Origin of the sequence: Pseudomonas antarctica (assembly GCF_001647715.1) — a bacterium.
GTDB classification, from domain to species: Bacteria; Pseudomonadota; Gammaproteobacteria; order Pseudomonadales; family Pseudomonadaceae; genus Aquipseudomonas; species Aquipseudomonas antarctica_A.
Genome location: NZ_CP015600.1, coordinates 2,984,090 through 3,006,020, shown reverse-complemented (window position 1 = coordinate 3,006,020; position 21,931 = coordinate 2,984,090). Strand labels below are relative to the sequence as shown.

Annotated in this window: 19 protein-coding genes; 10 read left to right on the top strand and 9 right to left on the bottom strand. The window is 61.2% G+C overall.

Annotated features, from left to right (window positions below):
* Nucleotides 1-173: 173 nt before the first annotated feature.
* Nucleotides 174-785, bottom strand: coding sequence for an FMN-dependent NADH-azoreductase (locus A7J50_RS13645; RefSeq protein WP_064452273.1), 612 nt, complete (start codon nt 783-785; stop codon nt 174-176).
* A 232-nt stretch (nt 786-1,017) separates the two neighbouring features.
* Between A7J50_RS13645 and A7J50_RS13640 the strand changes: the two genes are divergently transcribed.
* From A7J50_RS13640 to A7J50_RS13630, 3 genes are all read left to right on the top strand, one after another.
* A complete protein-coding gene (locus tag A7J50_RS13640; RefSeq protein WP_064452272.1) occupies nt 1,018-2,190 on the top strand; it encodes an MFS transporter in 1,173 nt (390 codons plus the stop codon).
* Between the two features lie 135 nt (nt 2,191-2,325).
* A complete protein-coding gene (locus A7J50_RS13635) occupies nt 2,326-3,234 on the top strand; it encodes a LysR substrate-binding domain-containing protein (RefSeq protein ID WP_064452271.1) in 909 nt (302 codons plus the stop codon).
* Entirely contained in the window at nt 3,231-3,584 is a 354-nt protein-coding gene (locus A7J50_RS13630; protein ID WP_064452270.1) for an MmcQ/YjbR family DNA-binding protein, read from the top strand. The genes A7J50_RS13635 and A7J50_RS13630 overlap by 4 nt, the downstream gene beginning before the upstream one ends.
* Nucleotides 3,585-3,588: 4 nt before the next feature.
* Here A7J50_RS13630 and A7J50_RS13625 read toward each other — a convergent pair whose 3' ends face one another.
* The 3 genes from A7J50_RS13625 to A7J50_RS13615 all read right to left on the bottom strand — a co-directional run bounded on the left by A7J50_RS13625 (nt 3,589) and on the right by A7J50_RS13615 (nt 6,206).
* The gene (locus tag A7J50_RS13625; RefSeq protein ID WP_064452269.1) at nt 3,589-4,875 is read right to left on the bottom strand and encodes an amidase; all 1,287 of its coding nucleotides are present in this window, start codon (nt 4,873-4,875) and stop codon (nt 3,589-3,591) included.
* Nucleotides 4,876-4,995: 120 nt separating this feature from the next.
* Nucleotides 4,996-5,379 carry a DUF1294 domain-containing protein gene (locus tag A7J50_RS13620; RefSeq protein WP_064452268.1) on the bottom strand — a complete coding sequence of 128 codons (384 nt, stop codon included), beginning with the start codon at nt 5,377-5,379 and terminating at the stop codon, nt 4,996-4,998.
* Complete coding sequence (locus tag A7J50_RS13615) at nt 5,376-6,206, bottom strand: undecaprenyl-diphosphate phosphatase (protein WP_064454929.1); 831 nt, start codon at nt 6,204-6,206, stop codon at nt 5,376-5,378. Before A7J50_RS13615 ends, A7J50_RS13620 begins: the two co-directional genes overlap by 4 nt.
* A gap of 229 nt (nt 6,207-6,435) precedes the next feature.
* Between A7J50_RS13615 and A7J50_RS13610 the strand changes: the two genes are divergently transcribed.
* From A7J50_RS13610 to A7J50_RS13600, 3 genes are all read left to right on the top strand, one after another.
* A complete protein-coding gene (locus A7J50_RS13610; protein ID WP_064452267.1) occupies nt 6,436-8,070 on the top strand; it encodes a methyl-accepting chemotaxis protein in 1,635 nt (544 codons plus the stop codon).
* Nucleotides 8,071-8,171: 101 nt separating this feature from the next.
* The gene (gene pnuC / locus A7J50_RS13605; protein WP_064452266.1) at nt 8,172-8,735 is read left to right on the top strand and encodes a nicotinamide riboside transporter PnuC; all 564 of its coding nucleotides are present in this window, start codon (nt 8,172-8,174) and stop codon (nt 8,733-8,735) included.
* Nucleotides 8,732-9,277 carry an AAA family ATPase gene (locus A7J50_RS13600; RefSeq protein ID WP_064452265.1) on the top strand — a complete coding sequence of 182 codons (546 nt, stop codon included), beginning with the start codon at nt 8,732-8,734 and terminating at the stop codon, nt 9,275-9,277. Before pnuC ends, A7J50_RS13600 begins: the two co-directional genes overlap by 4 nt.
* A gap of 10 nt (nt 9,278-9,287) precedes the next feature.
* Here A7J50_RS13600 and ggt read toward each other — a convergent pair whose 3' ends face one another.
* On the bottom strand, nt 9,288-11,012 hold the full coding sequence (ggt, locus tag A7J50_RS13595) for a gamma-glutamyltransferase (protein WP_064452264.1): 1,725 nt from the start codon (nt 11,010-11,012) through the stop codon (nt 9,288-9,290).
* A 159-nt stretch (nt 11,013-11,171) separates the two neighbouring features.
* Here ggt and A7J50_RS13590 point away from each other — a divergent pair, with 159 nt between their 5' ends.
* On the top strand, nt 11,172-11,819 hold the full coding sequence (locus A7J50_RS13590; RefSeq protein WP_064452263.1) for a TetR family transcriptional regulator: 648 nt from the start codon (nt 11,172-11,174) through the stop codon (nt 11,817-11,819).
* A gap of 1,119 nt (nt 11,820-12,938) precedes the next feature.
* Here the strand turns inward: A7J50_RS13590 and A7J50_RS13585 are convergent.
* The 4 genes from A7J50_RS13585 to A7J50_RS13570 all read right to left on the bottom strand — a co-directional run bounded on the left by A7J50_RS13585 (nt 12,939) and on the right by A7J50_RS13570 (nt 18,922).
* Nucleotides 12,939-16,463, bottom strand: a complete 3,525-nt coding sequence (locus tag A7J50_RS13585; protein ID WP_064452262.1) for a molybdopterin cofactor-binding domain-containing protein — start codon at nt 16,461-16,463, stop codon at nt 12,939-12,941.
* Nucleotides 16,460-16,951, bottom strand: coding sequence for a (2Fe-2S)-binding protein (locus A7J50_RS13580; RefSeq protein ID WP_064452261.1), 492 nt, complete (start codon nt 16,949-16,951; stop codon nt 16,460-16,462). The genes A7J50_RS13585 and A7J50_RS13580 overlap by 4 nt, the downstream gene beginning before the upstream one ends.
* 292 nt (nt 16,952-17,243) lie before the next feature.
* The gene (locus tag A7J50_RS13575; RefSeq protein WP_053256240.1) at nt 17,244-17,678 is read right to left on the bottom strand and encodes a MarR family winged helix-turn-helix transcriptional regulator; all 435 of its coding nucleotides are present in this window, start codon (nt 17,676-17,678) and stop codon (nt 17,244-17,246) included.
* A 191-nt stretch (nt 17,679-17,869) separates the two neighbouring features.
* The gene (locus A7J50_RS13570) at nt 17,870-18,922 is read right to left on the bottom strand and encodes a 2,5-dihydroxypyridine 5,6-dioxygenase (protein WP_064452260.1); all 1,053 of its coding nucleotides are present in this window, start codon (nt 18,920-18,922) and stop codon (nt 17,870-17,872) included.
* A 307-nt stretch (nt 18,923-19,229) separates the two neighbouring features.
* Between A7J50_RS13570 and A7J50_RS13565 the strand changes: the two genes are divergently transcribed.
* From A7J50_RS13565 to A7J50_RS13555, 3 genes are read left to right on the top strand one after another with little or no spacing between them, the layout of a single operon-like run.
* Nucleotides 19,230-20,363, top strand: coding sequence for an FAD-dependent monooxygenase (locus A7J50_RS13565; RefSeq protein ID WP_064452259.1), 1,134 nt, complete (start codon nt 19,230-19,232; stop codon nt 20,361-20,363).
* The gene (locus A7J50_RS13560) at nt 20,360-21,157 is read left to right on the top strand and encodes an alpha/beta fold hydrolase (protein WP_064452258.1); all 798 of its coding nucleotides are present in this window, start codon (nt 20,360-20,362) and stop codon (nt 21,155-21,157) included. Before A7J50_RS13565 ends, A7J50_RS13560 begins: the two co-directional genes overlap by 4 nt.
* A gap of 14 nt (nt 21,158-21,171) precedes the next feature.
* Nucleotides 21,172-21,924, top strand: coding sequence for an Asp/Glu racemase (locus tag A7J50_RS13555; RefSeq protein WP_016977977.1), 753 nt, complete (start codon nt 21,172-21,174; stop codon nt 21,922-21,924).
* The last annotated feature ends 7 nt before the right edge of the window (nt 21,925-21,931 follow it).

Below are 21,931 nucleotides of genomic sequence, written 5' to 3'. Positions count from 1 at the left end.
TTCAAGGCACTCGCACCGGGTGATAAACCCATACCTGCATAACCTGGGCCAAAGTAGTGACAGCGGGTAAACGAAAAAACTCCGTACTCCGATCGTTTTGAGGCGATCAGAATACAGAGTTTAGGCGCCTGGGCTCAGATTGGAACCGAGCAAAGGCGAAATTTACACAAGCCTTACGCGGCGGCGAACAATTGTTCGTTGATGACGACGTTAGCGTCGCTCAGTGCTTTGCTGCGCACTTCCTCACCGTAGGCCAGGCCTTGGGCGCGGACAAACTCAATGTCAGTGATGCCGAGGAAGCCAAACACCAGCTTCAAGTAGTCTTCGTGGCCGACATTGCTCGCCTGACCGGCGTGCAGGCCACCTGCTGTGGACACAATGATCAGTTTCTTGCCACCGCACAGGCCTTCAGGGCCGGCTTCGGTGTAACGGAACGTCTGGCCGGCCACCGCGATGCGGTCGATCCAGGCCTTGAGCTGCGAAGGCACCGAAAAGTTGTACATCGGCGCGCCAATCACCACAGCGTCGGCAGCGATGAATTCAGCCAGCGATGAAGCGCTCAGCTCAGCTTCGTGCTTTTGTACGGCGTCACGCAACTCGGCAGCGGTGCCCAGCGCACCGAGGGTCACGCCGGAAAAGTGGCTGATGCCTTCGCTGGCCAGGTCGCGGTAAGTCACTTCCACACCCGGCTCAGCCGCTTGCCAGGCCTTGACCACACCAGCGCTGAGCTGACGGGAAGCCGAGTTGTCGCCGAGGATGCTGGAATCGATATGCAACAGTTTCATGTGGGATCTCCAAGTGAGGATCGCGACGAGGCGACCGAGTGAGGTTGATGCTACACATGAACCCAATGTTCGATTAGAGGGCTGAAATGCGATTGTTTGTCCTGCCAGCAGGACAATCCAAATTCAGCAAAAACCCAATCCCACACCGTCGCTGTCCAATCCTCTGCCACGCTGGATTTAACGCGCGCTTCACTTCATTCTCGCCGCAGATTCGACAGCCACCGGGCACGCCATGCACGCACACTCCCCCACCCTGACCAAAGGGCTGACCCTTCTTCTCGCCATTTGCTGCGGGTTTTCGGTCGCCACGATCTACTACAACCAGGCCATGCTGCCGCTGATTGCCAACACCTTCGAGGTGTCCACCGCGCATGTCGGGCAGATCGCCATGCTCACGCAAATCGGTTACGCCTGCGGCCTGCTGCTGTTTGTACCGCTGGGCGATCGCATCAGCCGGCGCACCTTGATCCTGGCGGTGCTGTGCATCAACTTCATCAGCCTGCTGGCCTCGGCCACGGCGCCGTCTTATGCCTGGCTGCTGATAGCGAGCTTGCTGTTGGGGCTGTCGGGCATCAGCGCGCAGGTGATCATTCCCGCTGCCTCGGACCTGAGCGCGCCCGAGCAGAAAGGCGCAGTGCTGGGCCTGATGGTCAGCGGCCTGTCCGCGGGTGGTTTGCTGGCCAGGACCGTCAGCGGTGTGGTCAGCGGCTGGCTGGGCTGGCGCGGCATGTTCGCGATGGCGGCGGCATTGGATGTGGTGCTGTTCCTGGCGATCCTGACGCGCATGCCCGTGTCGATTTCCACCAGCAAACTTGCGTATGGCGCCTTGCTCAAATCCCTGTGGGGCCTGGCCAGGCAATACCCGACCCTGCGCCAATCGGCGATCAAGGGCGCCCTGGTATTTGGCGCATTGAATGTGTTTTGGGGCTCTATGGCCGCGCTGCTGGCCTTGCCGCCGTATGGGTTTTCCAGCGCGCAGGCTGGGCTGCTGGGCCTATCAGCTATCGTCGGCATTCTCTGCGCCTCGACCATCGGCCAACAAACCCGCCGCCATGGCCGTCTGCTGGAGCGCGTCGGCATCACCACGGTGCTCGTGGCGTTTATCCTGATTTACACCCTGGGGCCCCAAGGCTGGTGGTGGCCGATCCTGATCGCGGCGACGTTTCTCGACCTGGGAAACCGGACCAACCAACTGGCCAACCAGACCCGCGTATTGGCACTGGAGCCGTCAGCCACCAGCCGACTCAACACGGTGTTCATGGTGGTTTATTTTATCGGTGGCGCCTTGGGTTCCGCAGCCGGTGCTTTGGCCTCGGAACTCTACGGCTGGCAGGGCCAGGCACTCACCGGTGCGGCGTTTGCCGGGATCGCCCTGTTGCTCACGGCGTTCAGGGCAAGCGAATAAGTCTGTGGCCGGCTGCAGTTCTGAGCCTTGCATGCCTGTCATAGCCAGCGTCCACAAGGCGCTGGCTTTTTTGTAGTGGATTTGCCCTCGTCAGACGCGGATAGTTCGTCCCACTGACAGGACAACAGGTTGACCATGCAAGACCTCAACGACCTCTACTATTTTGCCAAAGTCGTCGAAGCCGGCGGCTTTGCGGCCGCCGGGCGGCTGCTCGGGATTCCCAAGTCACGGTTGTCGCGACGGATTGCCGAGCTGGAAGAACGCCTTGGTGCACGCCTCTTGCAGCGCACCACTCGCCAATTGACCCTCACCGCCGTCGGCGAGCGCTACCTGCGCCATTGCCAGGCCATGCTGCTGGAGGCGGAAATGGCCGACGAAGCCGTGGCGAGCATGTCCAGCGAACCGCGCGGGCGCTTACGGGTCAGTTGCCCGGTGGGCATGGCCCAGCACATGCTGCCGGACATGGTCGCCGGTTTCCTTGCCGCTCACCCGCTTGTACAACTGGAAATGACCCTGGTTAACCGCCGTGTCGACCTGGTGGCCGAAGGCATCGACGTCGCCCTGCGCGTGCGCGAGTTAGGCGATGAAGACCCACTGCTGGTGACCAAGCGCCTGCGCCAGGCCCAGACTATCCTCGTCGCCAGCCCTGAATTCATCCAGGGGCGGCAAATCAACAGCCTCGAAGACCTCAAGCAACTGCCGGTGCTCGGCGCACTTGAAGCTGACCGCCTGGTGCACCTGCGCCTGATCGATCCGCAAGGCAATAGCGAAGACCTGGCGCTGGAAGCCCGCCTGGGCATCGACGATTTCATCGTGCGCAAAGCCTGCGCCATGAAGAGCCTGGGCTTTACCGTGCTGCCAATGATGTATTGCGAAGAGGAATTGGCCAGCGGTCAATTGGTGCAGTTGTTGCCGCAGTGGTCGTCACCCGGCGGCTGGCTGCAGGCGGTCTACCCGCACCGCCGTGGCGTACTGCCGGCCATCCGAGCCTGGATCGACTACCTGGAAGAAGCCTTCAAGGGTTGCGGAGACCGTTTGCTATGAAAATGACCGAAGAACAAGTCGCCACCTTCTGCCTGAGCCTGCCCGGCGCACGGGAAGACTACAAATGGGGCGGCGTGCGGGTGTTTTCCATCGCCGGCAACAAGATGTTCGCCGTGCAGCACCTGCGGGGCGATTCATTGGCGTTCAAGGTCGACAAAGAACTGTTCCTGGGCCATGTGGACCGCCCCGGCATCCACCCGGCGCCGTACCTGGCACGGGCGCAATGGATCATCATGAACACGCCCTACCCGCTGAACGCCGAGGAACTGCGTGGCCTGTTGCAGCGCTCACACCAGTTAGTGGTGAGCAAGCTGCCCAAGCGCACGCAAGTGGGACTCAAGCTGGAGTGACCGCTCAAAGCGGGAACGGCAGCGCGCGCTCAATGGCCGCTGCCGCCGCCAACGCGAGATGCTCGTGCCAGGGTCGCGCGACAATCTGCACGCCAACCGGCAAACCGGCGTGATCAGTTCCGCCGCGCACCACCACACAAGGCCAACCCGCCAGGCTGTAAGGCAACGTGTGACTGAACAGCCCTGGCCGAGTCTCTCCCAGGCGGGTTGCCGGCGCCGCGTCGACAGGGCACAGGATAAGGTCGTAGTCGGCCATGAACCCCAGCATGGCCGTGCGAAACTGATCCCAATCTGAAAGCAACTGTATCGACTGCGCGCCGGTGCCTTTACTCATTGCCCAGTAGCGTTCGGTAATGTCGCGGGCATTGCTCAACGCCGATGGAAAGGCCGGACGGATCAAGGCGCCTGCACGTTCCAACAGAGCGGCCACTACCTGCAGTGTCTCTTGCGTGATTGCGTCGACGGACTCAATGCCGCCATCGCTGTACCAGGCGACTCGCAAACCCTTCAGCGTTTGAGTCTGCATACCGCGCAACGGCATCGGAATCACCCCGGCATCGCGCCCATCTTCACCGGCAATGACCTGCAGCACCAGGGCCAGGTCTTCGACATGCCGGGCCATCGGGCCAATCTGACTGCGATAGTCACTCAACCCGCCCGGGTGATCAAAGACACCGGTGTTAGGCACACGGCCGCTGGTGGGTTTCAACGTACAGACACCACAAAAATGTGCGGGGACGCGCAAGCTGCCACCGGAGTCGCTGCCCAGCCCCAACGGTGAAAGCCCAGCAGCAATCGCCGCCGCTTCGCCACCACTGCTGCCTCCGGGGCTATAGGCAAGCGCATGCGGGTTGCGCGTGGCGCCGTAGACAGGATTGTGGGTGACACCGCCGCCGCCACCCGGCGGGCAGTTGCTTTTGCCAAGCAAAATGCCGCCGGCGGCTTTCATGCGCGTCACCACCACGGCGTCCTGTTCCGGCAGGTAGTGAGCCCGCTCAGTCAAACCCACCGCCGACACCACGCCGCGCGTGTCGATAACATCTTTGACCGTAAAGGGAACGCCGTGTAACGCGCCCCAATACTCACCGTTGGCGACTGCATGATCCGCCGCCCACGCACTGGCCAGCGCCGCCTCGGCACACACTTGAACCAAGGCGTTAACCGAAGGGTTGAGCGCCTCGATACGTGCGAGGTAGGCGGAGACAATGGCGGTAGATGAGAGCTTGCGCTGTTGAATCAATGCGCCAAGTTTGGTAGCAGAATGGCGTAGCAATGAATCCGATAAAGACATCCGTATTACCCCACTGCGTTCAGTGCTTTGAGCATAACGCCGGTGTATCGCCCATTCATATGGTCGATTGAGTGAGGCGCTTCCCGCAGGCTTGTAGGGTATATCCCAAGCGCCTCTACCCTATAAAACCGCCAGCAACGTGCCGCCCAGGAATAGCTGATCGAGCCAGAACACCTCGTGCAGCAACACAATCACCCAGAACAGCACCTGGTAAGACACCTTGCGCGTTTTGTGGCGAAACACCTGCTGGGCAATCAGCGCCCCCGGCCATCCGCCCGCGAGCTCCACGGCATGCAGGATATTTTCCCGAACGCGCGGGCCCTCCGATTGCGCCTTGCGCTTGTCACCCCAGTACAGAAAAAACGCCACCACACTGACGACGCCGTAGGCAGCCAGCGGAATCACCGTCTCGCCGCGATACCACACCAACGCCGCCCCAATCAGCGGCGCGGCGCACAACAACACAAAGATCAGCGACTTCAGGCGCGGGTGCTGAATGTTCATGGCTTGACCGCCGTCCAGTCGATCCAGCCAAACTGCCAGGTCGCCAGGATCACCAGGCCGAACGCGATCCGATACCAGGCAAAGGCCGCATAGCTGTGGCTGGCAATAAACTTGAGCAAGGCCTTGACCGCAATCATCGCGAAGATGAATGAAGTGACAAAACCGATGGCAAACACCGGCAAATCATCGGGCTGGAACAGATGACGGTACTTGTAGCCCGAGTACACCGCCGCACCGACCATGGTTGGCATGGCCAGGAAGAACGAGAATTCGGTAGCGGTTTTGCGCGACAGACCGAACAGCAAGCCGCCAATGATGGTGGCGCCGGAGCGCGAGGTGCCCGGAATCATCGCCAGGCATTGAGCAACGCCGACTTTGAGTGCGTCTTTCCAGGTGATTTCGTCCACTGTTTCAGCGTGGACCGCATGTTGGCGGCGCTCGGCCCACAACATGATCACGCCACCCACCACCAGGGCGGTGGCCACGGTGATCGGGTTGAACAGGTAGTGCTTGATCAGGTCGGCAAAAATCACCCCCAAGACCACGGCCGGCAGTACCGCGATGATCAGGTTGACGGTGAAGCGCTGCGCGTTGCGCTGGGTCGGCAAGCCGATCACCACGTCGAGGATCTTGCGCCGAAACTCCCACACCACAGCCAGGATCGCGCCCAACTGGATGATGATGTTGAACGCTTCAAAACGTTCGCCGCCGAAGCCGATCAAGTCGGCAACGATGATCTGGTGCCCGGTGCTGGAAATCGGCAGGAACTCAGTCAGCCCCTCCACAACGCCAAGAATCAGTGCCTGTATGGCGGTCCAAAAGTCCATGTTTCCCCCAAAGGTCATGCGCGGCGGCATGCCTTGTCTGTCTTTTTAATAGTTCACTGACGACGAGCACACTCAAGGCCCGGTGTGGATTTTCAACATCGGGCCGCAAAAATTTCGTGAAAAATCAGGGAGTACTCAGGTTTTTTGATTACAGGCCGAAAGCCTATCAGACAAGCCGGAAATGTCGATGCAGCGCCCATTATTATAAAAAGCACGGAGTGACAGGACGATGAACAGTTTGCGCAGCATGTCGATCAGCCGCCGTCTTTGGCTGATCCTGATAGTCGCCGTGTTGATGCTGCTGACCCTCGGGTTGCTGATGCTCAAACAGATCCATGGTGACCTCTACCAAGCCAAAAGCCAGCAGACACAACACGTGGTGCAGACGGCCAGCGGTGTATTGGCTTATTACCAGAACCTCGAGAAAACCGGCGTATTGACCCGCGAAGCGGCGCAAAAGCAGGCTCTGAGCGCGGTGCGCGGCCTGCGCTACGACCACGACGATTATTTCTGGATCAACGACCTGACGCCCGTGATGATCATGCACGCGGCCAACCCCAAGCTGGATGGCCAGAACCTCTCGGCCATCCGCGACCCGGACGGTTTTGCGGTGTTCAACGAGTTCGTGAGCCTGGCCAAGGCCAAGGGCGCCGGCATCGTTAACTACCGCTGGCCGAAACCGGGTGCTGAAGCGCCGGTGGAAAAGACCTCCTATATCCAGCTGTTCGAACCCTGGGGCTGGATTATCGGCTCCGGCGTCTACGTGGATGATGTGCAGGCCGAATTCAAAGGCCAGGTGTGGAAAACCTCGCTGATCGGCCTGGTCATTGCACTGATGATGGCGGTGCTGGTCACGTTGATTGCCCGCAGTATCGTGCAGCCGTTGCAGACGGCCGTGAACGCGATGGCCAATATTGCCAGTGGCGAAAGCGACCTGACCCGCAGTCTCGACACCCACGGGCGCGATGAAGTCACCCAGCTTTCGCAGCACTTCAACAGCTTTACGGCAAAGTTGCGCCAGGTGGTCAGCCAGCTGCAGGTGTGCGCCAACGCCCTGGGGCAGTCCTCCACGGAGTTGGGCACCAACGCCCAGCAGGCCCATGACCGCAGCCAGCAACAATCGCAACAGATGGAGCTGGTGGCGACGGCGATCAATGAAGTGACGTACGGCGTGCAGGACGTGGCGAAAAACGCCGAGCACGCCGCCAGCGAAATGCGTGATGCCCAGGCCCAGGCGCAGCAGGGCCAAGTGAATATCGACGGCAGCTTGCAGCAGATCGACCAGCTCTCCGGCACCATCAGCCAGGCCGTGGAGGTGATTCGCACGCTGTCCAGTGAAAGCACGCAGATCGGCGGCGTGCTCGAAGTGATTCGCTCCATCGCCGACCAGACCAACCTGTTGGCCCTCAACGCCGCCATCGAAGCCGCACGCGCCGGTGAGCAAGGCCGTGGGTTTGCCGTGGTGGCCGATGAAGTGCGGCTGTTGGCCCAGCGCACGCAAAAATCCACCGCAGAGATCCAGGCGATGATCGAGCGCCTGCAAGGTCACTCGGAAGCGGCCGTCAAGGTGATCAGCGACAGCCATAGCGCCTCGCAACTCACCATCGCGCAAGCCGGCCAGGCCGGTGCCAGCCTGACTGCCATCGGCCAGGCGTTACATAACCTCAATGGCTTGAACGCCTCGATTGCCAGCGCGACCTTGCAACAGGCGCATGTGGTGGAAGACATCAACCAGAACGTCACCCAGGCAGCCGGTTTGTCTCACAGCACAGCGCTGGCGGCGGAACAATCCAGCGTGGCGAGCGCACATCTGCGCGAGTTGAGTGAACAGCTCAATGGGCTGCTGCGCCAATTCAAGGTCTAGCACCGTTCAACAGGTGGGAGGCGGCTCGCCCCTCCCACATTGGTCCTTCGACATTTTGAAGTTACAATCCCCGCCCTCTCCCACCTCCCCAAGGAACCGCCATGTCCGGGCTTGAACTGTTCGCCGCCGCCCTGGGGGTGATCGCTGTCTGGTTGACGGTCAAACAGAACCCCTGGTGCTGGCCCATCGGGCTGGTGATGGTGCTGCTTTACACCTGGGTGTTCTTCGACGTGAAACTCTATTCCGACATGCTGCTGCAGGTGGTCTACGCCGCCCTGCAACTCTACGGCTGGTGGCAATGGACCCGCGCCGGTGACGTCAAGCAAGGCCGCCAGGTCAGCAGCCTCGGCTGGCCTTCGATCATGACCAGCCTGGCCGTCGGCGCAGTCTTCAGCCTGCTGCTCGGCGCCGCCATGGCCCACTGGACCGATGCCGCCCAACCCTGGCTTGACGCCGCCCTCACCGGCTTCAGCCTGGTGGCACAAATGTGGATGGCGCAAAAACGCGTGCAATGCTGGCCGCTGTGGATTGCGGTGGACGTGATCTTCGTCGGGCTGTTCCTCTATAAAGGCCTGTACCTGACGGCCGCGCTTTACGCGCTGTTCACCGTGATTGCCGTGCAAGGCTGGCGTGAATGGCGCGCCGACCCGGCGTTGCACGCATGAAAGTTGTGGTACTGGCCGGTCCTGAATCCAGCGGCAAAAGCTGGCTGGCGGCTGAACTGCATGCACACTTCGGCGGGCTGATGGTCGGTGAATACGTGCGGTACTTCATCGACCACTATCAGCGTGACACCACCCTGGCGGATATCCCCGCCATCGCCCGGGGCCAACTGGCCTGGGAGGACGCCGCGCGCGCCGAGCAACCCGGGCTGCTGATCCTCGACACGCACCTGCTGACCAATACGCTGTGGAGCCAGACGCTGTTCGGCGACTGCCCGGCGTGGCTCGACAGCGAGTTGCTGGCGCGGCATTACGACCTGCACCTTCTGCTTTCGCCCGAGGATGTGGAATGGACCGCCGACGGCCAGCGTTGCCAACCGGAACTGGCAGACCGCCGGGCGTTTTTCCAGGGCAGCCTGGACTGGCTGCAACAGCACCGGCAGCCCGTGGTAGTGATTCGTGGGGGTTGGCAGGCACGCCGCGACCAGGCCTTCGCCGCAGTCGAACAACTACTGCAGGAGCAAGCTGGCTCGCTCATGCAGTAGTTGACGGCGTTTAGTAGCCCAAAGACAGGCCGGTGTTGCGACGCGGGTCGTTAGCCCCGTAGAAACGGTTGTTGCCTACCGGCTTGCCACCCAGTGACGGTGCGCCCACCAGGATCGCGGCCAAGTGGTTGGCGTCCTGTGGACCGGCAAACTTGTGGCCCCAGCTTTCCAGGATCTTCTGGGTGTCCGGGCTGACGGCGAAGGCCTCGAGGTTGGTGGTCTCAGGCATCCACTGCTGGTGGAAACGCGGGGCGTCGACGGCCTCCTGGATGTTCATCTTGTAGTCGATGACATTCAGGATGGTCAGCAAGGTCGCCGTGATAATCCGGCTGCCTCCTGGCGTACCCACCACCATCACGGCCTTGCCGTCTTTGGTCACGATGGTCGGGCTCATCGACGACAAAGGCGCCTTGCCCGGAGCGATGGCATTGGCCTCACCCTGGACCAGCCCGTACATGTTCGGTACGCCGACCTTGACGGTGAAGTCATCCATTTCATCGTTGAGGATCACCCCGGTCTTGCTCGCCATGACGCCGGCACCAAACCAGTCGTTCAGGGTGTAGGTCACCGATACGGCGTTGCCCCACTTGTCGACGATGGAGTAATGCGTGGTGTTGTTGCCTTCATGGGGCGACACACCCGGCTTGATCGCCTGGGAATCCCCGGCTTTCTGCGGCTCGATGGCTGCGCGCAGCTTGGCGGCGTAGTCCTTGTCCAGCAAATGAGCGACCGGGTTCTTCACGAAGTCCGGGTCGCCCAGGTAGCTGTTACGGTCCACGTAGGCGTGGCGCATCGCTTCGATCTGGTAGTGCAGGCCTTGGGCCGAGTGATAGCCGAGGTCGGCCATCGGGTAGCCTTCAAGGATGTTCATGATCTGGCAGATCACCACGCCACCCGAGCTCGGCGGCGGTGCCGAGACCACGTGGTAGCCTCGGTAGTCGCACTCGATGGGCGCCAGTTCACGGGTCTTGTACTTGTCGAGGTCAGCCTGGGTGATGATGCCTTTGCCGGCCTGGCTGGAATCCACCAGCGCCTTGGCGACCCAGCCTTTATAGAAACCGTCGGCGCCCTTGGCGGAGATTTCCTTGAGGGTCTTGGCCAGGTCTTTCTGCACCAGCTTCTGGCCGACCTGCATCGGCTGGCCGTTGTGCAGGAAGATTGCGCGCAGGTCCTGGTCTTTTTCGAACTCGCCGGTGGCGGTGTGCAGCAGGTCGATATCACCCTGCTCCAGTTCGAAACCGTTTTCCGCCAGCTTGATCGCCGGGGCAATCACCTGGGCGCGCTTGAGGGTGCCGTATTGGCTCAGCGCCGTTTCCATCCCGGACACCGTGCCGGGTACGCCGACCGCCAAATGGCCCTTGGCGCTAAGGCCGTCGATGACCTTGCCGTCTTTGTCCAGGTACATGTCGGCCGTCGCCGCCAGCGGGGCTTTTTCGCGGAAGTCGAGGAAAGTCTTGCGCCCATCCGCCAGTTGCACGGTCATGAAGCCGCCGCCGCCCAGGTTGCCCGCCGCCGGGTAGACCACGGCCAGGGCGTAGCCCACGGCCACAGCCGCATCGACCGCGTTGCCGCCGGCCTTGAGCACATCGACGCCCACGTGAGTTGCCAAATGCTGGGCCGTGACCACCATGCCATTTTCACCGGCCACCGGGGCCTGGGAAGCGGCTTGCACACCGCTGACGGTCAACACCAGTGCGGTGGCAATCAGGGTACGGCTGAAGGGTTGGTATTTCATCCATGGCTACTCTAGTTATTAAGACGCACCAAAATAGCCCGACTGGATTCCAATCCCCAGCGCAATGGCGTTTTTATTACAGAACTTGTCGGTCACAGAACGGCCGCAAAAATGCCCATGCTATATTTCGCGCCTTGACTGTCGGTAAGGCGCTTTTTAATGGTGATCAAGAAGACCGGTATTCGCGCCCAACAGGCCGACCAGACACGTGCGCGCATTCTGCAGGCGGCGGTCCAGGTGTTCACCCGCGACGGCTATTCCGGTGGGCGCGTCGATACCATCTCCAAGGCGGCCGACTCCAACGACCGTATGCTTTATTACTATTTCGGCAGCAAGGAACACCTGTTTGTCTGCGTGCTGGAGCACATCTACGAGCAGTTCAATAAAGCCGAAAGCAAACTCAAGCTGAACCCGGATGCGCCGGTGCAGGCGCTGCGCGACTTGGTGGCGTTTATCTGGAATTACTACGTCAAACACCCCGAGTTCGTGGCGATCCTGAGCATCGAGAATTTGCACCAGGGCAAGCATGCCCAGCAGTCCGGCGAGATGCGCCGGCTGTCGGGAGAAGCCGTCGGCGTATTGCGGCCGATCATAGAAGCCGGTCAAGCCCAAGGTGTGTTCCGCCTGGACATCGACCTTAAGCACGTGTACTTGATGATCGCCTCGCTGTGCTACTTCTATAACTCCAATCGCCACACCCTCAGTTCCTTCCTCGGTGAAGACCTGTCGGCTAAAGGGCCGCAGCAGGATTGGCTGGGGTTTATCAGTGATTTGGTAGTGCGTGGGGTCACGCCGACCTCGCTGTAGAAACCGGCTCAAACAGTGGGAGCTGGGTTGCCTGCGATAGCCATAGGTATCTACATATCTTTTTTTACGGGTTGAGTGCTGTGGTTGTCGGGGGGCGCTGAGTGCATATCCGTTGTTTGGGTCACGGCTGACATGGGTTCCGCCCTTACGGCGGGTCACTTTTGAAAAGAGCCCAAAAGTAACCAAAAGGCTCATGCCCCACCACTCGGCACCTCGCCAGGGCTCGGTGTGCCCTCACTCCGGCTTTGGACCGTGGGCCGCCGCCATGGGCCATCCTTGGCCCATCGCGGCTAACCCGGCATCCTGCCGGGTTACCCACGCTCCAAAGCCTGCGTTCGGCCAGCGTGGTTAACGGGGCGCCTAAGATCAAAATCAAAAACAGATCAAGATCAAAAGCAGAGCACGGCGGCCTAGTAGCCGACCTGAGTGGTTAGATCAAAAGCAAAACCGAGGCGGCCTGACAGCCGACCTGATCTTGGAAGCTGAACCTAATCAAATGTGGGAGCGGGCTTGCTCGCGAAAGCGGTGTGTCAGTTACAAATAAGTTGACTGACACACCGCATTCGCGAGCAAGCCCGCTCCCACAGTTGGATCTCATTTCATCCGGTAAAAGTGGTGTTGCTGTGCTGTTGCCCTGCTTTTGCTTCAACCACTCAGGTCGGCTACCAGGCCGCCGTGCTCTGCTTTTGATCTTGATCTGACAGGCCCCGTTAACCACGATGGCCGAACGCAGGCTTGAATCCGTGGGTAACCCGGCAGGACGCCGGGTTAGCCGCACTGGGCCAAGGATGGCCCATTGCGGCGGCCCACGGATTCAAGCCGGAGTGCGGGCATGCCGAGCCTGGGCGAGGCACCGAGTGGTGGGGCAAAGACCTTTTGGTTACTTTTGGGGCGTTGCCAAAAGTGACCCGCCGTAAGGGCGGAACCCCAAGCAGCCGTTACCGCAGCAACGGATATGTACTCAATCTACCCACCCCCCACAGACTTAAAGCGACACAAAGAGTTGCGTAGATACCTATGCTGCGACAGCAGTGTGTCAGTCAGTGCAGATATCAACTGAACCGCCGCCATCGCAGACAAGCCAGCCCCCACAGTTGATCTTCAAATGTCTTGGACATATCAGTGAGTGCCGGGGTTGGCACGCAGGTGCGCAACCGTCTGTTCCAGCCCTTCCCAGCGCGGTGCATTCGGCGCAAATTGCCCTCGCAGGTACGCAACCAAATCCGCCACTTGAGCAGTGGACAAACTGTCCTTGAAGCCCGGCATATACCCCAGGTCCTTGGTCGCCGGGTTGCTGATACCCTGCAAAATCACCTTGATCAGGTTATCCGGCTGGTCGCTGTGCACATTGGTGTTGGTCGCCAATGACGGGCTGACGCCGAACAACTTCGGCCCCAGGCCATCGGCATGGCAGGCCTTGCACGCCCCTTCAAACACGCGACGGCCATTCGGATTCGGTACAGTCGCCGCCACAACCTGCGCTTGCGCCGTCGCTTCGCCATTGAGCGAAGCCAAATACACCGCCATCGCGCGGATATCCGCCTTGGGTAACTTCGACAGCTCACTCACCACCGGGCCCATCGGCCCCGCGGCCACGCCATGGGCGTCGGAATAACCGGTGCTGAGGTAGCTGAACAACTGGTCTTCAGTCCACGGCGTCGGGGCCTTGGACAAGCCGGTCAATGCCGGCGCTTCCCACCCATCGACACGGCCACCGGCGAGGAACGCCTTGCCGCCCTTCTCCGCGCCCATCAGGTTACGCGGCGAATGGCACGCCGCGCAGTGCCCCAGACCATTGACCAGATAATTGCCGCGGTTCCACTGCTCACCGCGTTCAGGCTGCGGGGTGATTTCTGCACGCCTTAAATTCAGCGCATTCCAACCGGCCATCAACGGCCGGATATTGAACGGGAAATTCATCGCATTCGGCGTCGGCGCCTGGCTCACCGGCGCCTGCGACATGAGGTAGGCATACAGCGCCTGCATATCGGCATCGTTGATATTGCGAAACGCCGTATAGGGAAACGCCGGATACAAATTGCGCCCATCGCGGCCAATGCCGTCGCGCATCGCGCGCTCGAATGCCGGGTACGACCAGGCGCCGATCCCGGTCTTCACATCGGGGGTGATATTGCTGCTGTACAACGTGCCGAATGGCGTCTGCATCGCCAGCCCGCCTGCGTTGGTCACCCCGCCCGGTGCCGTATGGCAGACCGCGCAATCGCCCACCGCCGCCAGCAAACGCCCGCGTTCCAGGGTGGCCTTGGACCAGGTGCCGGCACCGGGCGGTGCAATCGGTGCGATTTCAGGCTGAAACGGCCAGGCCGTGGCCAGCACCGCGCCCAAGGTTGCAAACAGCGCACCGAACCACCATTTTTTGCGTTTTTCCGGCGACCTGGCAGGTTCGCCCAACGTACCGGCGTTCAGCGCGGCCAAGACCCGCTCGGGCGTGATGGGCAACTCGCGAAAACGAATGCCGGTGGCATCATAAATCGCGTTGGCAATCGCCGCCGCGCTCGGCACCGACGCCGATTCACCGGCGCCCATTGGCGGCTGGTCCTGACGCGGCATCATCAGTACATCGATCTGCGGCACTTCGGGGAACGTCAGGATCGGGTAGCCGCCCCACTCCTTGCTCGCCACGGTCGACTCTTCAAAGGTCACGCGCTCCTTCAACACGCGGCTGGTGGACTGGATCACATTGCCGTGAATCTGATGCTGCACGCCCGCCGGGTTGATCATCATCCCCGCGTCATGGCCGATCACCACGCGCGTCACCGATACGTCGCCGGTCTGTTTGTCGATGGCCACATCCGCCACCCAGGCCGCCCACGCCGCGCCGAAGCCGGGGAACTTGCTGTGGATATAACGCGCGTACGCAAAGCCCCGGCCGCGCAGCAGGTGGTCTTCGTTGGCGGTTTGCATCGGCGCGGTGCGCGGTGACCAATTGGCGCGTTCAGCCGTGGACTTCACCAGGTCGATGGCACGCTCATCCTTGAGGTAGCGCAGGCGGTATTCCACCGGGTCGACACCGGCCGCAAACGCCAGTTCGTCGATATAGGATTCATGGGCAAAGGTGTTGGGCAAGGCCGACACGCCGCGCATCCACGAGGCGCGTACGATGGGCGCCATGTCGTTGATGGTCACGCGCATGTGGTCGATGTCATACGGCGGGATCGAGGTGCGGTCGCCCATCTCGAACATCGCCGCCACCGGCTCGACGCGACCGGTGAGCAACAGTGCCAGGGTCGGTGCGCCGTTGGAGGGGTAACTGGTTTCAAAATCATAGCCGGCAATGCTGCCGTCGGCGTTGAGGCCGCCGTCCACATCCATCAACTGCGCCGTGCCCTTGGGCTCCCACAGGTGTTCCTGTTCACGGGTCAGTTGCACCCGCACCGGCTTGCCCACGGCGCGGGATAACAGTAAGGCATCGGCGCACACATCATCGGCACAATTACGCCCGTAGCAGCCGGCGGCTTCCATACGGATGACATCAATCAGGTTTTCATCGCACTCAACCAACCACGCCAGATCCGCCCTTAACAGGTGGGGGTTCTGGCTGCCGGACCACACCCGACTCCCGGCTGCCTGGTAATCGGCCACGCCACACGAGGGACCAATCGAGCCATGCATCTGGTACGGCCACAGGTAACTGCGCGGCATGCGCTGGCTGGCACCGGCCAGGGCTGCATCGACATTGCCCTGGTCAAGCACCGTGCGGCGCACCCGTGGGTTGTCGCGGATGGCCTGCTCGACATCACTCATGTCCGGCAAGGCGTTGTTCCAGGGTTTCCAGTGCACCTGTAATGCTTGGGCGGCCTTGATCGCCTGCTCTTCACGCAACGCGACCACGCCGACAAAATCCCGAATCACCACTACGGCGACGATTCCGGGGATAGCTGCGATAGACGTCTCGTCCACACTTAACAGGCTGTTACCGACAAAATCCCCGCAATCCAACCCGGCATACGGCGGGCGAATGACGCGACCATGGAGCATGTCCGGCACGCGCATGTCGTGCACGTAAGTCAGTTCACCGGTGGCCTTGCCGGGGATATCCACGCGCGCAGCGCCCTGGCCCACCAGACGGTAATCCTCGACAGCCTTCAACGGTGCATCACCGCTGATGCGCAACTGGTCGTGCTGGCCGCTGACCAGTTCACCGTAGGTCGTGCTGCGCCCGTCCTGTGCGCGGATAACCCCGGCTTCAACCTTGAGGCTGCCCGTACTCACTCCCCAACGGCCCGCCGCCCGCGCCAGCAAAAAACGTCGCGCCTCGGCCGCAGCGTTACGCAAGGGGATCGCTGAAATCTGCACGGTCGCACTGGCAATGGTCGCGCCCTGGTTAGGCGCGCGCTCGGTATCCCCCAGCACCATCTTGACCTGGTCCAGGGTCAGGTCCAGCTCTTCGGCGACGATCTGCGCGAGTGAGGTGCGAATGCCGGTGCCCAGATCCACATGGCCGTTGAACGCATAGACCACACCGTCATCGTTGACGGCGATAAACAGCCCCAGCTCCTTGGGTTTCACGGTGGGCGTGCCGCCCTTGGCCACCGGGCCCGAAGGCGGCAACACGTCATCGACGACGAGTAAGACGCCGGCCTTGGCCAGCCACTGGTCACGGGAAAGTGGGGTGTCGGTCATGGTCGGCCATCCACGGTCAAGAGGTGAGCGGCACGCAGCACGGCGCGCAGGATTTCGATATGAGTGCCACAGCGGCAGAGGTTGCCCGAGAGTTCATTGCGGACCTCGGTTTCGCTGGGGCTGGGGTTGCGGTCGAGCAAGGCCTTGGCGGTCATGATCATGCCGTTGAGGCAGTAGCCGCATTGCGCGGCCTGCTCATCGATAAACACTTGTTGCACCGGATGCGGCGCCTGGCGTGTCCCCAGGCCCTCGAGAGTGACGATCTCTCGCCCTGCCGCACCGGACAATGGGAACACACAAGAACGCGCCGCCACGCCATCGATGATCACAGTGCAGGCGCCGCACTCGCCCAAACCGCAGCCGTATTTGGCGCCGTTGAGCGCCAGGTCATTGCGCAACACCAGCAACAGCGGCGTATCCGCCATGGCGCTGACTTCTTGGGTGTGGCCGTTGACCTCAAGCGCTACCGTGATGAGGGGGCTGATCATTCGCTTCGCCTGTATCAGTTGGTGAAGTGCCTACTACACGAAACAGTCAAAAAAAAGCGTCGCCGGCCTGGGGCCTCGCGACACACTTGATGCGTGAAGTGACTACTACATGAACCGAGAGCAAAAACGATGCCAACGGATGGTGGCACACCCTGTGGCGAGCGGGTTCGCCCCGCGTTAGGGCGCGAAGGGGCCCTATCAAGGCCGCCGCGCTTTTTCAGTGAGAACCCAGCGGCTGGGTCAGTTTAGGGCTGCTGCGCTGCCCAATGCGGGGCAAGCCCGCTTGCCACACTTATTCCTGCGGGTCGTCGATCATCTTGCGCAACAGGAACAACACCGCCACCCGTTCGGCCGGGTTGAGGTTGCTCATGGTCAGCTCGCTGATCTGCGCGGCACAGGGCACGGTTTGATCTACCAGCACGGCACCGGCAGCGGAAAGGTCGACCACCACCTTGCGTTTATCTTGCGGGTCCGGCTCCAGGGTAATCAGCTCCTTGGCCTTTAACCGCTCGACAATACCGCGAATGGTCGCCTGGTCCACGGCGGTGGCCTTGACCAGTTCGGTGAGGGAACTTGCACCGTGATCGCGCAGCGCGCACAGGGTGACAAACTGCACGGCAGTGAGCTGGGAGTCGCCGACATTCTGCTGAAAGATCGCCAGGTGGCGCTGGTAGGCCTTGCGCAGCAGGTGGCCAACTTGTTCAGAGAAAACGTAGGAATCAGGCACGGCGGGCTCGGTGGGTGACTAGCGATGGGCAGGCATGATGGCGGGGATAATGCATGGACTCAAGCTTCTCACTGAAGAAACCCGGACAACCCTGTGGGAGCGGGCTTACTCGCGAATGCGGTGGTTCAGCCACTGAATCTGTTAACTGATACACCGCTTTCGCGAGCAAGCCCGCTCCCACCTTTGAATCTTCAGCGGGCCAGTGAGGCGGCTGGCGCGACGACGTCACCGGCGATAACAACCGCCTCATCATCCAGATACACATCACAATGCCGCAGCGGAATATCCATATGGCACGGCGTCTTGCGCGTCCCACCCACCTCGGTATTGGGCCCGGTGGAGAACAGGAAATTGCCATAGAACGCCCGCGCGTCCATGCACATACCGTCGTTCTTGTCATGCAGCCCCATGGCAGTCCACTGCGCCCGTGGCTGCAAACCCCAGCCGATATGAGAGATGCCGTACACCTCGGGGTCGTTGAAATACTTCATGTAATCACGCAGGTATTCAGCCTCGAAGCCGCCGTGGATCTTGGTGATAAAGCCCTTCTCGATCTCCAGCGTGATCTTCTCGCGCGCGTAGGTCTTGAACGGCAGCAGGATGTCACCGATGTCCAGCACCAGCACGCCCTCGGCGGTTTCTTCATTGGGCCAGGAGAACAGGAAGCCGCTGGGCCAGTGGTCCCAACGCCCCGGCTCATCGGCAAAACCGTACTCGGTCACTGACGGGTACTGCCCCAATGCCGCACGAAAGTCACTGCCGGCGCGGGATTTGACGTGAATCGAGCGCGCCTTTTTCAGCAACTGCTCGGCCGCCAGCACACGCACCTTGTCTTCTTCTGTGGGCAGCATGCGCGCCAGCACTTCCGGGGGCTCCACGGCCAGCAGGATGCGGGTGCCGGTCTTGAGGATCTGCTCCTGCTCTGGCGAGTGCAGCAACATCATGGTGTCGACGACCAGGTCAGCCGCTTCCAGCGCACGCTGGGCGGCAATATTGCCGGTGAGCGCGGTGTCGCCGCAGTAGGCGGTCATGTCATTGCCCATCGCCTTGGGATGGTTGAACGACGGCAGCTCCACCGCATACACCTTGGCCCCCAGGCGCTGCGCAGCATCCATCGCGGCGCGCACGGTGCGTGGGTCGGAGTAATGGCTCTTGAGCACGGCAACGCTCTGGGTCGGATCGACCTTCGACAGCGTCAGCACGTGTTCAAACATCTGGGTCAGTTCGCAATCGCTTACCGGCATTTTCCTGTCTCCTGTTGGGCTGCACCACGTTCAAGCACCGCGCTTCACTTTAGTGCATTTATATAGCGTATACGCCAATTAATAACGATGAGACCTGAATTGCAGACGGACTGCAAGTAGCGCACCACAACGTTACCTTACGAAACAAACCCAACAGATAAAGGGATAAAAGCGTTACAGATGACCATAACGCTCAAAAAATTATTTTGCGAGCACAGGCTTCCCATTTCAAAAAATGAGCGTATACACTTTAAAAACCTTGCGGACAGACGCCGCCAAAAATCAAAAAGAGAGAGGATCACGCCCCATGGGAAGCACACAAAAAATCGCTATCGTCGGTGCCGGCCTGGGCGGTGCCGCAGCGGCCACCCTGTTGCAGCAAGCCGGTTTTGACGTAGACATCTACGAGCAGGCGCCAGCGTTTTCCCGATTGGGTGCGGGGATCCACATGGGCCCCAACATCATGAAAATCTTTCGCCGCATGGGCATCGAACAACAGCTGGACTTGATGGGCTCACACCCCGAGCACTGGTTCAGCCGTTGCGGCGAAACCGGCGATTACCTCTCGCGCATTCCCCTCACCGGCTACGGCGCCTCCTACATCACCGTGCACCGTGGCGACCTGCACGCCTTGCAAATGTCCACCCTCAAACCCGGCACGCTGCACTTCAACAAACGCCTGGATACCCTCGAGGAAACCGACACCCAGGTACGCCTGACCTTTGCCGACGGTGAAGTGACCTACGCCGACATCGTGATCGGCGCCGACGGCATCAATTCGAAGATTCGCGAAGAACTGCTCGGCGTGGAAAAACCGCTGTACAGCGGCTGGGTGGCGCACCGCGCGCTGATCCGTGGCGACCAATTGGCCAAGTACGACCTCAGGTTCGAAGACTGCATCAAGTGGTGGACCGAAGACCGGCACATGATGGTGTATTACACCACCGGCAAACGCGACGAGTACTACTACGTCACCGGCGTGCCCCATGCCGAATGGGACTTCCAGGGCGCGTTCGTCGACAGCAGCCGCGAGGAGATGTTTGATGCCTTCAAGGGCTATCACCCCACCGTGCAGGCATTGATCGAGTCCACCGAAAGCGTGACTAAATGGCCGCTGCGCAACCGCAACCCACTCCCACTGTGGAGCCGTGGCCGCCTGGTATTGCTGGGGGACGCGTGCCACCCGATGAAACCGCACATGGCCCAGGGCGCCGGCATGGCCATTGAAGATGCCGCCATGCTCACGCGCTGCCTGCAGGAAACCGGAATCAGCGACTACCGCACGGCGTTCGAGCTGTATGAAGCCAACCGCAAGGAGCGCGCTTCCCGCGTGCAGGCGGTGTCCAACGCCAATACCTGGTTGCGCACCCAGGAAGACCCGGCCTGGGTCTACGGCTATGACCTGTACGCCCAGGAGCTGAAATCGGGGGTGGCCGCGTGAGCACCTTTTTGTATGGCGGTAACGTCCAGGCCAATGGCATTCGCCAGCACTACTTGCGTTACGGCGGCAAAGGCCCGGCGCTGATCCTGATCCCGGGCATCACCAGCCCGGCGATTACCTGGGGGTTTGTCGCGCAGCGCCTGGGCGCGCAGTTCGACACCTATGTACTGGATGTACGTGGACGCGGCCTGTCGTCCACCGGCCCCGAGCTGGATTACAGCGCAGACACCTGCGCCGAGGACATTGGCGCGTTTGCCGATGCGCTGAACCTGGACAGCTACCACTTGGTCGGCCATTCCATGGGCGCGCGCTTTGCCGTGCGCAGTGCCGTCAAACATCCCCAGGGCGTAAACCGCGTGGTGCTGATCGACCCGCCGGTGTCTGGCCCTGGTCGGCGTGAATACCCGAGCAAACTGCCGTGGTACGTCGACTCGATCCGCCAGTCCCTGCTTGGGATGGATGCCGAGGCGATGCGCGCTTTCTGCGCCACCTGGACGCAAGAGCAGCTGCAACTGCGCGCCGAATGGCTGCACACCTGCTATGAACCCGCCATCGTGCGCGCCTTCAATGACTTTCACGCGGTGGACTTCCACCAGGACCTGCCCCACCTCAAGGCCCCTGCCCTGTTGATGGTGGCAGGGCGCGGCGGGGTGATCCTCGACGAGGACATCGCTGAAATCCAGGACCTGCAACCGGCCATCCAGGTCGCCCGCGTACCCAACGCCGGGCACATGATTCCGTGGGATGACCTCGAGGGTTTCTTCCACGCCCTCGGCGACTTCCTCACACAATAAGAATGGAGACCACCATGCAGAAGCCTTACCGCATCGGCCAGATCGTGCCGAGTTCCAACACCACCATGGAAACCGAGATCCCGGCGATGCTCACTGCGCGCCAGGCGATTCGCCCCGAGCGCTTTACCTTTCACTCCAGCCGCATGCGCATGAAGCAAGTGCGCAAAGAAGAACTGGCGGCGATGGACGGCGAATCCGACCGTTGCGCCGTTGAACTGTCCGATGCCAAGGTCGACGTGCTGGGTTACGCCTGCCTGGTGGCGATCATGGCGATGGGGCTGGGTTATCACCGCAACTCCGAACAGCGCCTGCGCAAGGCCACGGCGGATAACGACGCCAACGCTCCGGTCATCACCAGCGCCGGTGCGCTGATCGAAGGCCTGAAAGTCATGGGCGCCAAGCGCATCGCAATTGTCGCGCCGTATATGAAGCCACTGACCGAACTGGTGGTGAACTACATCCGCGAAGAAGGCTTTGACGTGGTGGACTGGCGCGCCCTGGAGATCCCCGACAACCTCGAAGTGGCGCGCCACGACCCGGCCAACCTGCCGGCCATCGTCGCCGGTATGAACCTGGAAGGCGTCGACGTGATCGTGCTCTCGGCCTGCGTGCAGATGCAGTCGCTGCCGGTGGTGGCCAAGGTCGAGGCACAAACCGGCAAACCGGTGCTCACCGCCGCCATCGCTACCACCTACGCCATGCTCAAGGCGCTGGACCTGGAGCCGATCGTTCCTGGGGCCGGCGCCCTGCTCTCCGGCGCGTATTGAGGAGTTT

What these genes read in the sequence shown, in the direction of transcription:
- A7J50_RS13625 (WP_064452269.1), bottom strand. Translation starts at nt 4,875, where the DNA reads ATGTCTTTATCGGATTCATTGCTACGCCATTCTGCTACCAAACTTGGC.
- A7J50_RS13640 (WP_064452272.1), top strand. Translation starts at nt 1,018, where the DNA reads ATGCACGCACACTCCCCCACCCTGACCAAAGGGCTGACCCTTCTTCTC.
- A7J50_RS13585 (WP_064452262.1), bottom strand. Translation starts at nt 16,463, where the DNA reads ATGACCGACACCCCACTTTCCCGTGACCAGTGGCTGGCCAAGGCCGGC.
- A7J50_RS13590 (WP_064452263.1), top strand. Translation starts at nt 11,172, where the DNA reads ATGGTGATCAAGAAGACCGGTATTCGCGCCCAACAGGCCGACCAGACA.
- A7J50_RS13555 (WP_016977977.1), top strand. Translation starts at nt 21,172, where the DNA reads ATGCAGAAGCCTTACCGCATCGGCCAGATCGTGCCGAGTTCCAACACC.
- A7J50_RS13620 (WP_064452268.1), bottom strand. Translation starts at nt 5,379, where the DNA reads ATGAACATTCAGCACCCGCGCCTGAAGTCGCTGATCTTTGTGTTGTTG.
- A7J50_RS13635 (WP_064452271.1), top strand. Translation starts at nt 2,326, where the DNA reads ATGCAAGACCTCAACGACCTCTACTATTTTGCCAAAGTCGTCGAAGCC.
- ggt (WP_064452264.1), bottom strand. Translation starts at nt 11,012, where the DNA reads ATGAAATACCAACCCTTCAGCCGTACCCTGATTGCCACCGCACTGGTG.
- A7J50_RS13580 (WP_064452261.1), bottom strand. Translation starts at nt 16,951, where the DNA reads ATGATCAGCCCCCTCATCACGGTAGCGCTTGAGGTCAACGGCCACACC.
- A7J50_RS13610 (WP_064452267.1), top strand. Translation starts at nt 6,436, where the DNA reads ATGAACAGTTTGCGCAGCATGTCGATCAGCCGCCGTCTTTGGCTGATC.
- A7J50_RS13630 (WP_064452270.1), top strand. Translation starts at nt 3,231, where the DNA reads ATGAAAATGACCGAAGAACAAGTCGCCACCTTCTGCCTGAGCCTGCCC.
- A7J50_RS13565 (WP_064452259.1), top strand. Translation starts at nt 19,230, where the DNA reads ATGGGAAGCACACAAAAAATCGCTATCGTCGGTGCCGGCCTGGGCGGT.
- A7J50_RS13645 (WP_064452273.1), bottom strand. Translation starts at nt 785, where the DNA reads ATGAAACTGTTGCATATCGATTCCAGCATCCTCGGCGACAACTCGGCT.
- pnuC (WP_064452266.1), top strand. Translation starts at nt 8,172, where the DNA reads ATGTCCGGGCTTGAACTGTTCGCCGCCGCCCTGGGGGTGATCGCTGTC.
- A7J50_RS13615 (WP_064454929.1), bottom strand. Translation starts at nt 6,206, where the DNA reads ATGGACTTTTGGACCGCCATACAGGCACTGATTCTTGGCGTTGTGGAG.
- A7J50_RS13570 (WP_064452260.1), bottom strand. Translation starts at nt 18,922, where the DNA reads ATGCCGGTAAGCGATTGCGAACTGACCCAGATGTTTGAACACGTGCTG.
- A7J50_RS13600 (WP_064452265.1), top strand. Translation starts at nt 8,732, where the DNA reads ATGAAAGTTGTGGTACTGGCCGGTCCTGAATCCAGCGGCAAAAGCTGG.